The organism is Streptomyces bicolor (genome assembly GCF_000719285.1).
GTDB classification, from domain to species: Bacteria; Actinomycetota; Actinomycetes; order Streptomycetales; family Streptomycetaceae; genus Streptomyces; species Streptomyces bicolor.
On the sequence record NZ_JOFS01000015.1, the window covers coordinates 71772 to 85275 of the forward strand.

A 13504-nucleotide genomic window follows, 5' to 3' on the forward strand; every position below is an offset into this window, starting at 1 on the left:
CACGAGCCCCTTGTGCACCCATACTGAGAGCGCGAGGAGCTTAGGGGAGGGCGAGCTGCGTGCGACGGGTGTTGTCGGTGCAGTTCGCGCCGTGCGCGCTGTTCGTCGCCGGAGTGCTCGCGTTGCTGCGGGCAGGGAGCTTCCAGGGCAGGAGCGACTGGCGTGCGGTGCCACCGGAACGCCCGGCTACCGTTTTCGGCGCGTTCCTCGTGATCACCGTGTGTGCGCTGCTTCTCAGTCTTCTCCTTCAGCCATTCCAGGTGCGTGCCGTGCGCGTGCTGGAGGGCTACTGGGACCGCTGGCCTCTCACCGCGGAGCTCGCGAGCCTGATGATCGGATTCCAGCGCCGGCGCTGGAACGCCCTGAGCAGGAAAGCCGATGCGATGGTACGAGGGGACCACGCCCGGCGGGCGCAGGCCGATGCCCGACGTCGCCTGGCCGCGCAGCCCCCGGTCGACGTCCTGTTGCCCACCGCGCTGGGCAACGCGTTGAGGGCGGGAGAGATCTCCGCGGGGGAGCGGTACGGTCTGGCAACGCTGGCCTCCTGGCCGCGGCTGTACCTCCAGGTCTCGGAACGCGCCGCCGCGCTGCTGCGATCCACCCGTGACGCCCTCGACACGGCTGTGAACCTTTGTTGGTCGTGCCTGGCCTTGACCGGAGCCGGAACGTTGGCGTTGTACGACGAGCCGTCGTCCTGGTGGCTGTGCGGCCTGGGCCTTGGCTTCGCAGCGACCGCGTACAAAGGCGCCGTGACGGCGGCACAGTCATACGCGGGACTGATGCACGTGGCCTACGACCTGTACCGCTTCGACCTGTTGGAGGCCCTGCGCTACAGCCTCCCGGCCGATCGCGACGCTGAGGAGGAGACGTTCCTCCGTGTCTCGGACCAGTTCCTCGGTCGGCGGGGAGCCGACCTGCCCTACGACCATCGCCGCACCTGGCGACGAGGCAGTGACCCCGGCGGCACCTAGCGAGGTCAGTTCTGGGCACCCTGGTTCTCTGTTCCATCAGGGGGCAGCCAACGCTTCACACGGTCGAGCCACATCCCCACGTCCTTGGGCTCCCGGCACTGTGCCAGCAGCCATGGAGACACGTGGAGGTATGGGCACGGGAGCTGCTGCCCGTTCTGCCAGACGTGCCCATGAACCACCGAACCCAGCGCGGACCTCAGGCGCTCCTTGAGCAGTTCCTCGTCGCCCTCGATCGCCTTCTGGTAGGCGTCGGCGAGGCGGATGCCGGCCCTTAGGGAGTGCAGCGGAGCACCCGTGGCTCGGTAACCGAGTTCCACACCGCAGGCCGGGCACGGTTCGCCAAGTATGCGCGCTCCGGGGAGTACCGCGTCGTGCAGCATTTTTCCTCCAGTTCAGTCGCATTCACGGGATGTCGTGTGCCCCGGACGGTGGCTTCATCGTGAAGACCCAGACGGCGTCCGCGATCGAGCCGGCCAGCACTATGGCCGAAGCCGTCCAGCGCCAAACGGCTTGTCTGCCACAGTCGGGCGGAGCAAGGGAAGCGGCCACCCCCAGACCGAGCAGCAGGGTGCCGGCGTTGTAGAAGCGCACCGCCCTGGCGTTGCGGGTCCGCCACAGGCGCATAGCGAGTCTGTGCTGGGACCGTATGTAGGTCTCGGGCGCCGTGCCGTCCCCGATCCCCTTGAACCACTCGCAAAGATCGGCGTATGTGTAGAAGTAGTACCGCGCGTTGTAGCTGAGCTGCATGCTGAAGATCAACGTCATTGCGGTGATGACCAAGAGGACGAGTGTGGGACCCGGCCACAGGAACTCGTCGGCCGCTCCGGCGACGACGCCGGCCAGTGAGAGCGCGGCTGCCGTGAGCAGGGGTGCGGCCACGAAATGTGCTTCCTTGAGTGCTGTCCCATGCCCCAGCGCCGGAGGAATGTCAGTCGCCGGCCCCGGCTCAGGTATACCTGCGGCCACGGTGCCCCCCTCGCCCGGTGTCTACGGGTCCTGCCCCGATTGGAGTGTGACCGCGGAACGCCCCCTTCAGTAGCGGCGGGAACGGGCAAAAACACCAGAGGGCCCTGTTCCCGAAGTGACGGAAACAGGGCCCTGATGTGGACCTGGGAGACTCAGAACCGCCGAGTGATCAGCGCCTTCTTCACCTCGGCGATAGCCTTCGTGACCTCGATGCCGCGCGGGCAGGCGTCCGTGCAGTTGAACGTCGTGCGGCAGCGCCAGACGCCGTCCTTGTCGTTGAGGATCTCCAGGCGCTGCTCGCCGGCCTCGTCGCGCGAGTCGAAGATGAAGCGGTGCGCGTTGACGATGGCGGCCGGGCCGAAGTACTGGCCGTCGTTCCAGAAGACCGGGCAGGAGGACGTGCAGGCCGCGCAGAGGATGCACTTCGTGGTGTCGTCGAAGCGCTCGCGGTCCTCGGCCGACTGCAGCCGCTCACGCGTCGGTTCGTTCGTGTCCTTCGTGATGAGGAAGGGCATGACGTCCCGGTACGCCTGGAAGAACGGCTCCATGTCGACCACGAGGTCCTTCAGGACCGTCAGGCCCTTGATGGGCTCCACCGTGATCGGCTTCTCAGGGTTGATGTCCTTGATCAGCGTCTTGCACGCGAGGCGGTTCTTGCCGTTGATCCGCATCGCGTCAGAGCCGCAGATGCCGTGGGCGCAGGAGCGGCGGAAGGTCAGCGTGCCGTCCAGGTCCCACTTGATCTTGTGGAGGCCGTCGAGGACGCGCTCCTTCGGGTCGATCTCCAGCTGGAAGTCTTCCCACACAGCCTCTGCGGAGACTTCCGGGTTGAAGCGGCGGACCCGGAAGGTGACCGTGATGTACGGGGACGCGGCGGACTCGGCCTCCACCTTGTCCATAACGGGGGTTGCCATCAGTACTTACGCTCCATCGGCTGGTAGCGGGTCTGGACGACCGGCTTGTAGTCGAGACGGACGGACTCGGTGCCGTCGTCGCCCACCTCGCGGTACGCCATGGTGTGGCGCATGAAGTTGACGTCGTCGCGGTTCGGGTAGTCCTCGCGGTAGTGACCGCCGCGGGACTCCTTTCGGGCCAGGGCCGACACCGCCATGACCTCGGCGAGGTCCAGGAGGTTGCCCAGCTCGATGGCCTCCAGCAGGTCCGTGTTGAACCGCTTGCCCTTGTCCTGGATCGAGACGTTCCGGTAGCGCTCGCGCAGCTCCGCGATCTTCTCGACCGCCGTCTTGATCGTCTGCTCCGTGCGGAACACCATGACGTTCGCGTCCATGGTCTCCTGCAGCTCCTTGCGGAGTGTCGCCACCCGCTCGGTGCCGGTGGACGTACGCAGGTTCTCGACCTGGTCGATCACCAGCTGCGCCGGGTTCTCCGGCAGCTCGACGAAGTCCGCCGTCTGGGAGTAGTTCGCCGCCGCGATGCCCGCCCGCTTGCCGAACACATTGATGTCCAGCAGCGAGTTCGTGCCCAGGCGGTTGGCGCCGTGCACCGACACGCAGGCGACCTCGCCGGCCGCGTACAGGCCGGGGACGACCGTGGTGTTGTCCGCCAGGACCTCACCCTCGACGTTCGTCGGGATGCCGCCCATCGCGTAGTGGGCCGTCGGCTGGATCGGGATCGGGTCCGTGTACGGCTCGATACCGAGGTACGTCCGCGCGAACTCCGTGATGTCGGGCAGCTTGGCGTCCAGCTGCTCCGGCGGGAGGTGCGTGAGGTCCAGGAAGACGTGGTCGCCCTCGGGACCGCAGCCGCGGCCCTCGCGGATCTCCGTGTAGATGGAGCGCGAGACGACGTCACGGGACGCGAGGTCCTTCATGACCGGCGCGTACTTCTCCATGAAGCGCTCGCCGTCCTTGTTGCGGAGGATGCCGCCCTCACCGCGGGCGCCCTCCGTCAGCAGGATGCCCATGCGCCAGATGCCGGTCGGGTGGAACTGGAAGAACTCCATGTCTTCCAGCGGCAGGCCGCGGCGGTAGACCGCCGCCTGGCCGTCACCCGTGAGCGTGTGCGCGTTCGACGTCACCTTGAAGAACTTGCCGCAGCCGCCGGAGGCGTAGATCACGGCCTTCGCCTGGAAGACGTGGATCTCACCGGTCGCCAGCTCGTACGCCACGACACCGGCCGACTTCTTGACGCCGTCGACCTCGGTGATCAGCTGGTCCAGGACGTAGAACTCGTTGAAGAACTCCACGCCCTCCTTGACGCAGTTCTGGTACAGCGTCTGGAGGATCATGTGGCCGGTGCGGTCCGCGGCGTAGCAGGACCGGCGGACCGGGGCCTCGCCGTGGTTACGGCTGTGACCGCCGAAGCGGCGCTGGTCGATCGTGCCGTTCGGGGTGCGGTTGAACGGCAGGCCCATCTTCTCCAGGTCGAGGACGGAGTCGATGGCCTCCTTCGCCAGGATCTCGGCGGCGTCCTGGTCGACCAGGTAGTCACCGCCCTTGACCGTGTCGAAGGTGTGCCACTCCCAGTTGTCCTCCTCCACGTTGGCCAGCGCGGCGGCCATGCCGCCCTGCGCGGCGCCCGTGTGGGAGCGGGTGGGGTAGAGCTTGGTCAGCACGGCGGTGCGGCTGCGCTTCGTGGACTCGATGGCCGCGCGCATACCGGCGCCACCGGCGCCGACGATGACGGTGTCGTACTTGTGGATCTTCATGAGTGGATTACCTCAGCCCCGTGCCTAGCGGATGTTCGGGTCGAAGGTGAAGATCACCAGCGTGCCCAGCAGGATGGTGAACACCGTGGCGGTGTAGAGCAGGCCCTTGAGCCACAGCCGGGTGTTCGCGCGCTCCGCGTAGTCGTTGATGACCGTGCGCAGGCCGTTGGCGCCGTGCAGCATCGCGAGCCACAGCATCAGCAGGTCCCAGACCTGCCAGAAGGGGCTCGCCCAGCGGCCCGCCACGAAGGCGAAGCCGATCTTCGACACGCCGCCGTCCAGCACGAGCTGGATCAGCAGGTGGCCGATGACCAGGACGACCAGCACGATGCCGGACAGACGCATGAACAGCCAGGCGGCCATCTCGAAGTTGCCCCGGGTGGACTTCGGGGTCTTCTTCGTGCGCTTGCGCGGCGCCTCGATGTAGGGGGCCGGGTTGTCGACGTTGTAGAGGGACTCGCCCTCGACCGGGCCGATACCGGCGGTCTTGTCAGTGGTGACTGTGTTGTTTGACATGCTTACGCGTCAGCTCCCGAACAGTTCCTGAGCGGCGTGGCCGAGAACGGGGTAGATCGCCCCGAGCATCAGCACCAGCCACAGGCCGACGACGGACCAGAGCATCTGCTTCTGGTAGCGCGGGCCCTTCGACCAGAAGTCGACGGCGATGACGCGCAGGCCGTTGAGCGCGTGGAAGAGGATGGCGGCGACGAGGCCGTACTCCAGCAGCGCGACGATCGGCGTCTTGTACGTGGCTACGACCTTGTCGTAGGCCTCAGGGGAGACACGGACGAGAGCGGTGTCCAGCACGTGAACGAACAGGAAGAAGAAAATGAGGACGCCGGTGACTCGGTGAGCCACCCAGGACCACATTCCTTCCCGGCCGCGGTACAGCGTTCCAGCCGGCACGGAAGTTCCTCCGGGAGCGGGGATTGGGGCCAGCCGGCTTGTGCTGTCGGTCGGGCCCGGCCGGGTACGGTCCACCGGCCCCCAGCATCGTAGCGATGCGCTGCCGCTGGGCTGAGCGGGGGGCTGGCGGTGTGATCAAACTGGCACGCGGATGGGTCATTGGCGGCCAATGGGGTGGGGTGTCGTGTTATGTGCCGGGTGCGGCGCCGTCGGGGCTGGTCGAGCCCGCGCGGCGGCAGCCGCACATCGACTACAGTCCCGCGCCCCTCAGGTGTCTCACCAATCTGCCTCTCGCCAGGCGCCGGAGTTCCTCCGCCGTCAGGACCCGCTCGTCGTCCGGATCGTTCGCCAATCGAGACCGGATGGCGTGCAGTACGTGGTCCAGGGCCTCCGCCGGTGCCAGATCGTCGAGGCAGATGACGAAGGCATGCCCGAACTTGGCCTCGTATGCGGCATTTGCGGCATTAAGTGCCGTGTGGGCTGCCCCGTACGTCCCCTCCGGCAGCACCGGCAACGTTTCTGCTGCCAGCGCCTCCGCCAGATCCCCCGGAGCCAAGTCGTACGCCGCCTCGTCCGAGGCCGCCAGCAGGGAGTCCACGTCCGGGTACGGGCGGTGGCTCGCGATGCGGTCGGCCCAGCGTGGGCTGTTCAGGCAGGCCAGGAGGGCGCGCCTGACCTCGTCGGCAGGCGCGGTGTTGAAGGACTCCAGTGCGTTCGGCGACGGTGGAGTGCGGGTCTGCTCGGGGAGCGACCGTATGGCGACTCGGCCAGGAAGGTGTGTGGGCGTCACGTGGGTTTCGGCAGGGGATTTTGGGAAAGGAGTGGTCGCCACGTTATCGAGACTGGGCGTGACGTGTCCGACGGATGCCCGAATTTCAGCCGAACGGGAGTGTTTCGGAACGTGTGGTGGACGCCCGAACGTGAGGACGGAGCTAGGTTGACGAAGTGAGCCAGCACAAGCACAGGCGCCGGTCACCGGCGAAGAGGGCGCTGAAGCAGACGTGGGTGCTGATCGTCGCGGTGGTCGTCGTGACGGTCGCGGCCGGGGTGAGCCTCGGGCTCCTGGCCACCGGCGGCGACGGCGGGCCGGGCGGATCCGAGCAGCGGCGGTCCGCCCCGGGGACCTCCCAGGCCGCCTCCTCGCCCGCCCCGAAACAGCCGGCCGCACCCACTCCGTCACCCACCCGGTCGTATCCGCTCTCCAAAGCTCCGCAGACCATTCCCGCGGTGAGCTCCCACACCGCCGCCCGAGGGCCCGGCTGGCGTCCCGCGCGCGGGGAGCGTGTCGTCGTGAGCGACCCGAAGCTCGCCGACGAGGGGCGGCTCATCGCCGGTGAGCTGGGGCTGACGTATGCCGGCGAGAAGGAGGACTCGCGGGCCGGGGACGTGCGGCTGGCGCTGAGCGAGGGCAAGGGCGCGGGCCCGGAGTCGTACACCATGACCGTGCGGGACGGGCGTGTCGCCATCAACGGGCCCGGGGAGGCGGGTGTCTTCTACGGGACGCGGACGCTCAAGCAGGAGGTGCGGGGCGGTGGTGCGGCGCCGGAGGGCGTCGTGCGTGACGCGCCCGCCAAGCCGGTGCGCGGGTTCATGCTCGACATCGCCCGCAAGCACTTCACCGCGGACTGGATCAGGGACCGGGTGCGGGAGCTCGGTGACCTGAAGTTCAACCAGCTCGGTCTGCACTTCTCCGATGACCAGGGGTTCCGGATCGAGTCCGACTCGCATCCCGAGATCGTCTCCCAGCAGCATCTGACCAAGGCCCAGGTCAGGGACATCGTCAAGCTGGCAGCCGCCCGGCACATCACCGTCGTGCCCGAGATCGACTCGCCCGGGCATCTGGGGGCCGTCATCGCCGCACACCCCGACCTGCAGCTGCGCAATGTGAACGGCGTCGCCACGCGGGGCGCCATCGACATCTCCAAGGCCGAATCCGCCGAGATCGTCGACGACCTGCTGAACGAGTACGCCGGTCTTTTCCCGGGCGGCCAGTGGCATCTCGGCGGCGACGAGTACCAGGCCCTCGTCGTCTCGAACCCCGAGGCCTCCTACCCGCAGCTCGCCGCCGCCGCCCGGGAGGCCTACGGCTCCGGCGCCGACGTCGCCGACCTCGCCACCGGGTGGCTCAACGACCGCGCCGCCACCGTCCGCGCCCACGACCGCACGCCGCGGGCGTGGAACGACGGGTTCTTCCGGAACACCTCCGTCCAGCCGGACAAGGACATCCAGGTGGCGTACTGGACCGGCAAGGAGATCGGGGCCCGGGTGCCGGTGGAGTATCTGCGGGCCGGGCGGAAGCTGATCAACTACAACGACGAGTTCCTCTACTACGTGCTCGGACAGCCGCAGACCTTCGTCTATCCGACCGGGCAGCGGATCTACGAGCAGTGGACGCCGCGGGTCGTGCGGGGGACGGAGGCCGTGTCGGAGACGTACGACGACCAGATCCTCGGCGGCTCCTTCGCGGTGTGGTGCGATCTCGCGAACTCGCAGACCCAGGCCCAGGTCGCCGCCGGGATCCGGATGCCGCTGCGGGCGCTGGTCCAGAAGCTGTGGGACGCGGACCGGCCCGCGCTCTCCTGGACGGATTTCAAGGCGCTGGCCGACCGGCTGGACTGACGGTTAGGGAGTGGACGTACGGGGCTGGTGGACCGTATGTTCCGCATGCCGTGCGTGAGGTTCTGGGGAGAGCCGGGCGCGGCGTTCCGTTTTCTCAGGGCCCGGGGGGAATGCCTCACCATGATCGAAAATCCGCATGCCCGCATCAGCGCCGCACCGGCCGCCTGGCTGCGTTCGCCGGTCGGGATGGGGTGGGTCGCCGTCGCGGGACTCGGCGCGGTCATCGCCACCGACCTGTTCGCGGTCTGGGCGGACGTCGTCATGTACGACGTGGTGGGCGACCTGACGAGCGGCGCACTGCTCGACGGGCGAGCCGACCGCGCGGACCGGCTTTACGCCATCGCCGGCACCGTCCAGACGGTCGCGCTGCTCACGACAGCCGTCCTTTTCCTGTGCTGGTTCCACCGGGTGCGGGTCAACGCCGAGGTGTTCGACCCGTACGGGCACAGCAAGAAGCGGGGCTGGGCGATCGGTGGCTGGATCGTACCGATCGTGAACCTCTGGTTCCCGCGCCGGATCACGCTGGACATCTGGGACGCCAGCAGCCCCTGGGGCGCGCCCCGGTCGCACGGGCTGGTCAACACCTGGTGGACGTTCTGGGTCATCTCGTTGCTCTCCGGCCGGGCCGCGTCCACCGCGTACCGCCGTGCCGAGACCGCCCAGGAGATCCAGGGCGCGGTAGGGCAGATGATGTTCTCGGACGTCGTGGACATCGTGGCCGCCGCGTTCGCCATCGCCGTCGTGCTGCGGCTGACGCGGATGCAGCACGAGAAGGCTCTGGGCGGCCCCGCCCCCGTGCCCGCCTGAAACGCCGGATTGTTCCATCCGGCTGCGAACTGCCGTACGGCTGTGGTGTATTCGGCCCCGAGCCGCAGCCGAGACGCCGGGGGAGCCGGAAATGGGTTATTGGGGGTATTTCGTCGTGGGTCGCAGTGTGCGGTCGCTCGGGGAGCTGGACGCGCTGGCCGGGGCCGAGGGACTGAGCCTGCGCGTCGAGGCGCCCGGCGGCTGGCAGGTGTGGGAGTACCCGAGCGGGGACGGCGAGGTCGGCAACATGAACGACCTGGCCCGTGAGACCGGGGCGCCCGCGCTTTTCGGATACGTCATGGACAGTGACTGCGTGGTCGTGGAGGCGGCGGCGCCGGAGAGCGGGGCGTGGACGACCTGTCTGGCCCGTGCCGCGATGGCCGGATATCTCGGCACCGGGGACGCGGACCTCACCGTGGACGACTACTTCCTCGAACCCGGTGACGCCGCCGAGCGGGCCGTCGCCTGGGCGGCCGAGGCCGGGCACGAGGTGAACGCCGAGTCGGTCGTCGACGTACTGACCGCTGATGCGGACCCAGCGGACCCATTGGCCGAAAACATCTTCTTCCGGCTGCTCGACCGGCTCGGCGTCGTGCCGCTGTGACACTCAGGGGCCGTCGCACGCAGTAAGGGGAGGTGTTGGCTCCGTAAGGGAAGGGGCCTGCCCAGGGGCCTGTGCGGGGACCCCGACCCTCATAGATCACCCGCTTAGGGAGGCGTGGATGAGCCTGGTGGAACTGATCGCTCAGGCCGACGAACGCGGACTGGCCGCCAGCGGGTTGGCTTGTTTGGATCGGTGTGTGCCCTTGCTGGGCGGGGACGACGAGGTGCTGCGGCCGCTGTGGGCGAATCTCGCGGTGGGCGGCGACCCGGCCGCCTGGGGCGGGCTGCTGGAGCAGGCGCGCTCGAAGCTGGGCGTCGCGGAGATCGTGGACGACGAGGACATCGAGGACGAGGCCGCGCTGCTCGCCCGGCGGATGCTGGCCGCGGCCCCGGCCGTCCGGTCCGCCGCCGAGGCGCGGATCTGGGCCGACGCCTGCTCGGTCGCCTCGCTGCAGATACACCGGCTGCTCGACCCGGCGGAGGCCGACGCGTCCTCGGTGGCCGCCCTGCCCCAGGCGCTCAACTCCGTGCGAGCGGGCACGGCACCCGCCACGGGCCGTACGGAGGGCATGTCGCCGCTCGTCGCCGCCGAACTGCGCCGTCAGGTCAGCGTTCTGGAACTGCTCGCCGGACATGGCGCGGGCGGGCTGCGCCGGGCGCTGGAAGTTTCCACGGAGGGACGGCGGGTGCTGCGGGCGGTGGTGTCGCGGCGGGCCCGCGGCAAGGGCTGACGCCTCCGCCTTCCGTGGACGGTCAGGCCACCAGCCACTTCACCACCGCATCCCCGTACTCGGCCGTCCGTGCGTAGAACGCGGTCAGGTCGCGGTGGGTCGCCGCGAACAGGCCGCGCGCCTCGGGTTCGACGTCCGAGGTGTCGTACGGCCGCAGCAACCGGGTGCGCGCGTGCCGCCACAGGTCGTCGAAGTCGGCCGACTCGAGGAAGCCGGCGACCCGGGACACCTGGGACGCGGTGAGCAGCAGGAAGGGCGGCACGGCCGGGTCGGTGTGGAGCACCGGGCGGCCGCCGAGCACCACCTGGGTGCGAGGGCCTTCCGACGCATGGTTCGGGGGGATGCCGCAGTAGAGGAGCTCGACGTCGCCGTACAGCTTGTCGAGGATCTCCTCGCGATGCCGGCCGATCCGCTCCCGCACGGTGTCCCAGTCGTCCTCGAACAGGCGCTGGAACCAGGTCGCACTGTTGCGCAGTGCCGAGGGCGGCACGGCACGGAGATGGAAGTACACGCTCATCAGTGACTGGAGCGCACGGGAGCGGCGGATCGTCACCCTCGCGTCAACCTGGACTCGGGTGTAAACCCGGTTCCTGAGGGGGTCCTGTGACCGTCGTCGGGGCGTGGTGCGGCGGTCCTGCACCGGTCCTGGGAAGCCCCCGGATCCGCGTGACGAAAAGCTGTTGGCCCACGCTCTCCAGGATGTGACGACTCAGCAGGAGACCAGGCCCTCAGCCGCCACCAAGCCGGTTCGGTGGGCGGCGGACGCGGTGGCGATGATGCGCGAGGGAGCGCGGCTACGGCTCGACTACTCGGCGCAGAGCCTGTGGCGGGTCGACCGGTTGATCGAGGGCCTGCGCGGCGAGGGAACCCCGTACGCCGCCGTGGAGACCACGCTGCGCGGTCTCGGCGCGTACGCCGGTGAGGTGGTCGCCCGTCAGACCGGCGCCGAGTGGTGGGCGTCGGGCGGCGAGCACTGGCTCCGTACGCCCGACGGCCGGCTGTGGGACCCGATCGACGAGGCGCGGCGGTGTTTCGCGGGCGACGGGTCGCTGCGGTTGCTGTGCCGGGAGGCGACGCGCGGTCTGCCGCGACGGTAGGGCGCGGCTCGGACATGGCCCGGCCCGGACCCCGTGAATGGGCGGGGTCCGGGCCGGGCCAGCTGATCTCGACCGTTACGGCGTCAGCGTCCGGCCCAGGTGGGCGCCGGCCGGGGTGCCCAGCGCGGTCCTGCACAGGTCCGGAAGACCTGGCCCTTGGCCGAAGAGGACCGACGTCGGGCCGAACACGCGGGCGGGGCCGCGTCCTTGGTGGACGCGGCCCCGCTGGTTCGGACGGGCGTCAGCTCGCCCAGACCTCGGCCTCGTCGGCCGGGACGGTGGTGGCCAGGCCCAGTTCCTTGCGGGCGGCGACCGTCTTGTTCGGGTCGATCCCGGTGAAGGCCGGGTCGTAGGCGATGTAGAACGCGTCGGCGTCGGCGGCGTTCGCGGCCTTCTTCCACTCGCCGGCCGTCTTCGTCAGCTGCTCACGGAGCTTGCCGACCTCCGCGCCCTCGACGCCCTTCAGGCCCGCGAGGTGCGCGTCGAGAGCGGCCGCGACGGCCTTGGCCTGCGCCTTGTAGCCCGGCAGGTCCTCGTCGACGGTCTCCTTCTCGGGCTGGTTCGCCCACAGGGCCTCGTAGACGGCGTTCGAGCCCTTCAGGTACGTGCTCTGCCCGGGCTTCAGGGACTCGGGCTTCAGCGAGCCCGTGAACTTGCCCGACTCCTTGGTGTAGGTGCAGCTCACGGCGCGGTCACCCGTCGACCAGCTCTCCTTGGTCGGGGTGTAGTAGAAGAGGACGACGCCCTTGGGGAGTGCCCAGGTGTCCGGGGCGAACTTGCCCGCCTCGACCGGGCACCGCTCGTCGGCGATCGCCGAGACCGCCTCGTCGCCGGGGAACGTCTTCTCGTCGTCGATCTTGAATTCGCCGACGGCCTGACCCGAGTGCGCCTCGGTGCAGGGAACGATCTCGACGAGGACCTCCGTGCCCTCGCCCGAGCTGTTCGGGTTGTAGCAGTCCCCGATCTCCAGCGAGAACACCGACCGCTGGCGGGCCACCTTCTTCGCACCGTCCTTGGCGCTGTCGACGGCGTCGGAGACCTCCGAGCACCCCACCGCGCCGATCGCGAGCAGGGCGACGACGGCAGATATACCGCGAACGGAGCGGAACGGGCTACGCGTTGACATGACGTGTACATCCTCTTAGGAGAACTTTATGAGGGGCGGCGCGCGCATCGTATGCCATTCATGTGGCAAGGCTGTGCGGGTGCTCGCGGGGTCTTCGACTCCCGTGCGGCCGCAATGGTTGTAGGCGGCCTCGGTGCATGCGCTTTCCGCTGCCGCGTGGTGCCGGACGGGCGGAGGGTGGCGTACGCCTCCTGTGACACTTCTGTGGGCTCTGGCGCTGTTGAGCGTGGAGGAACGTCGGCAAGGGTGGGCGTGCCGCAGGTGCGGATTCGTCACGACCGGTACGGACGAGGACAGTTCTTGGGCCACGGAGCGGAACCCCGCCGCGTGCACGCGTACGACGAGGAGTTGGGCGCGGCCGTCGCGCGGGCCCAGGAAGGTGACGAGGCCGCCTTCGCGATCGCGTACCGGCTGGTCCAGCCGCAACTGCTCGGATACCTGCGGGGGTTGGTCGGGGACGACGCGGAGGACGTGGCGTCCGACGCCTGGCTGGAGATCGCCCGGGACCTCGGCCGGTTCAAGGGCGACGGAGCCGGGTTCCGGGGCTGGAGCGCGACCATCGCCCGGCACCGGGCGCTGGACCATCTGCGTCGGCAGAAGGTACGGCCCCGGTCGTCGGTGCTGGAACAGGACGTACTGGACCTACCCGGGCCGAACAGCACGCATGACCAGGCCCTGGAGTCGATCTCCACGGAGCAGGCCCTCGAGCTGGTCCGTGGGCTGCCGAGGGACCAGGCCGAGGCCGTCCTGCTGCGGGTCGTCGTCGGCCTGGACGCCCCCGCCGCGGGACGGGTCCTCGGCAAGCGCCCGGGCGCCGTTCGAACGGCCGCGTACCGGGGACTGAAGCGGCTGGCCAAGCAGTTGGGCGTCGCAGGTGTGACGGAAGACGGCCCCCGGACGCTGGGGGAATCGAAATGAACAGTGCGGGCGACGGCGGTGACCAAGGCGTCACATCGGCGCCTCGTTGAGGCGAGGCGGCGTGTGCGGTGAGTCGTACGGGGCGTGGGCAA

16 protein-coding genes are annotated in these 13504 nt (G+C 69.2%); 7 read left to right on the top strand and 9 right to left on the bottom strand.

The annotated features are described in order from the left end of the window. Positions 1 to 59: 59 nt before the first annotated feature. Complete coding sequence (locus IF78_RS0120865; RefSeq protein ID WP_051828051.1) at positions 60 to 971, top strand: hypothetical protein; 912 nt, start codon at positions 60 to 62, stop codon at positions 969 to 971. 5 nt (positions 972 to 976) lie between these two features. Here IF78_RS0120865 and IF78_RS0120870 read toward each other — a convergent pair whose 3' ends face one another. The 7 genes from IF78_RS0120870 to IF78_RS0120900 form a co-directional block, all read right to left on the bottom strand. Continuing rightward, positions 977 to 1351, bottom strand: a complete 375-nt coding sequence (locus IF78_RS0120870; RefSeq protein WP_031477666.1) for a hypothetical protein — start codon at positions 1349 to 1351, stop codon at positions 977 to 979. Positions 1352 to 1373: 22 nt separating this feature from the next. After that, the gene (locus IF78_RS0120875; RefSeq protein ID WP_078662529.1) at positions 1374 to 1850 is read right to left on the bottom strand and encodes a hypothetical protein; all 477 of its coding nucleotides are present in this window, start codon (positions 1848 to 1850) and stop codon (positions 1374 to 1376) included. Positions 1851 to 2089: 239 nt separating this feature from the next. Then, entirely contained in the window at positions 2090 to 2851 is a 762-nt protein-coding gene (locus IF78_RS0120880) for a succinate dehydrogenase iron-sulfur subunit (protein ID WP_031477669.1), read from the bottom strand. After that, positions 2851 to 4605: a succinate dehydrogenase flavoprotein subunit gene (sdhA, locus tag IF78_RS0120885; protein ID WP_031477671.1), complete on the bottom strand. Its 1755-nt coding sequence runs from the start codon at positions 4603 to 4605 to the stop codon at positions 2851 to 2853. The genes IF78_RS0120880 and sdhA overlap by 1 nt, the downstream gene beginning before the upstream one ends. Positions 4606 to 4629: 24 nt before the next feature. After that, positions 4630 to 5121, bottom strand: coding sequence for a succinate dehydrogenase hydrophobic membrane anchor subunit (locus IF78_RS0120890; RefSeq protein WP_031477673.1), 492 nt, complete (start codon positions 5119 to 5121; stop codon positions 4630 to 4632). Between the two features lie 9 nt (positions 5122 to 5130). Then, a complete protein-coding gene (gene sdhC, locus IF78_RS0120895; protein ID WP_031498420.1) occupies positions 5131 to 5511 on the bottom strand; it encodes a succinate dehydrogenase, cytochrome b556 subunit in 381 nt (126 codons plus the stop codon). Between the two features lie 250 nt (positions 5512 to 5761). Next, positions 5762 to 6301, bottom strand: a complete 540-nt coding sequence (locus tag IF78_RS0120900) for a 2-oxo-4-hydroxy-4-carboxy-5-ureidoimidazoline decarboxylase (RefSeq protein ID WP_031477677.1) — start codon at positions 6299 to 6301, stop codon at positions 5762 to 5764. Positions 6302 to 6516: 215 nt separating this feature from the next. Between IF78_RS0120900 and IF78_RS0120905 the strand changes: the two genes are divergently transcribed. From IF78_RS0120905 to IF78_RS0120920, 4 genes are all read left to right on the top strand, one after another. Then, positions 6517 to 8130: a beta-N-acetylhexosaminidase gene (locus IF78_RS0120905; protein WP_031477679.1), complete on the top strand. Its 1614-nt coding sequence runs from the start codon at positions 6517 to 6519 to the stop codon at positions 8128 to 8130. A gap of 120 nt (positions 8131 to 8250) precedes the next feature. After that, complete coding sequence (locus IF78_RS0120910; protein ID WP_031477681.1) at positions 8251 to 8937, top strand: DUF4328 domain-containing protein; 687 nt, start codon at positions 8251 to 8253, stop codon at positions 8935 to 8937. A 91-nt stretch (positions 8938 to 9028) separates the two neighbouring features. Further along, positions 9029 to 9541 carry a hypothetical protein gene (locus IF78_RS0120915; RefSeq protein ID WP_031477683.1) on the top strand — a complete coding sequence of 171 codons (513 nt, stop codon included), beginning with the start codon at positions 9029 to 9031 and terminating at the stop codon, positions 9539 to 9541. Between the two features lie 118 nt (positions 9542 to 9659). After that, complete coding sequence (locus IF78_RS0120920) at positions 9660 to 10271, top strand: hypothetical protein (protein ID WP_031477685.1); 612 nt, start codon at positions 9660 to 9662, stop codon at positions 10269 to 10271. 22 nt (positions 10272 to 10293) lie between these two features. On the opposite strand, the gene IF78_RS0120925 is transcribed toward IF78_RS0120920, so the two are convergent. Next, the gene (locus tag IF78_RS0120925) at positions 10294 to 10824 is read right to left on the bottom strand and encodes a DUF1877 family protein (RefSeq protein WP_324617256.1); all 531 of its coding nucleotides are present in this window, start codon (positions 10822 to 10824) and stop codon (positions 10294 to 10296) included. 148 nt (positions 10825 to 10972) lie between these two features. Here IF78_RS0120925 and IF78_RS0120930 point away from each other — a divergent pair, with 148 nt between their 5' ends. Then, complete coding sequence (locus IF78_RS0120930) at positions 10973 to 11368, top strand: hypothetical protein (protein WP_051828053.1); 396 nt, start codon at positions 10973 to 10975, stop codon at positions 11366 to 11368. Between the two features lie 241 nt (positions 11369 to 11609). On the opposite strand, the gene IF78_RS0120935 is transcribed toward IF78_RS0120930, so the two are convergent. Then, the gene (locus tag IF78_RS0120935; protein WP_031477691.1) at positions 11610 to 12494 is read right to left on the bottom strand and encodes a septum formation family protein; all 885 of its coding nucleotides are present in this window, start codon (positions 12492 to 12494) and stop codon (positions 11610 to 11612) included. A 300-nt stretch (positions 12495 to 12794) separates the two neighbouring features. Here IF78_RS0120935 and IF78_RS0120940 point away from each other — a divergent pair, with 300 nt between their 5' ends. After that, positions 12795 to 13412 carry an RNA polymerase sigma factor gene (locus IF78_RS0120940; RefSeq protein ID WP_031477692.1) on the top strand — a complete coding sequence of 206 codons (618 nt, stop codon included), beginning with the start codon at positions 12795 to 12797 and terminating at the stop codon, positions 13410 to 13412. Positions 13413 to 13504: the final 92 nt, after the last annotated feature.

What these genes read in the sequence shown, in the direction of transcription:
- IF78_RS0120935 (WP_031477691.1), bottom strand. Translation starts at nt 12,494, where the DNA reads ATGTCAACGCGTAGCCCGTTCCGCTCCGTTCGCGGTATATCTGCCGTC.
- IF78_RS0120890 (WP_031477673.1), bottom strand. Translation starts at nt 5,121, where the DNA reads ATGTCAAACAACACAGTCACCACTGACAAGACCGCCGGTATCGGCCCG.
- IF78_RS0120920 (WP_031477685.1), top strand. Translation starts at nt 9,660, where the DNA reads ATGAGCCTGGTGGAACTGATCGCTCAGGCCGACGAACGCGGACTGGCC.
- IF78_RS0120915 (WP_031477683.1), top strand. Translation starts at nt 9,029, where the DNA reads ATGGGTTATTGGGGGTATTTCGTCGTGGGTCGCAGTGTGCGGTCGCTC.
- sdhA (WP_031477671.1), bottom strand. Translation starts at nt 4,605, where the DNA reads ATGAAGATCCACAAGTACGACACCGTCATCGTCGGCGCCGGTGGCGCC.
- IF78_RS0120880 (WP_031477669.1), bottom strand. Translation starts at nt 2,851, where the DNA reads ATGGCAACCCCCGTTATGGACAAGGTGGAGGCCGAGTCCGCCGCGTCC.
- IF78_RS0120910 (WP_031477681.1), top strand. Translation starts at nt 8,251, where the DNA reads ATGATCGAAAATCCGCATGCCCGCATCAGCGCCGCACCGGCCGCCTGG.
- IF78_RS0120870 (WP_031477666.1), bottom strand. Translation starts at nt 1,351, where the DNA reads ATGCTGCACGACGCGGTACTCCCCGGAGCGCGCATACTTGGCGAACCG.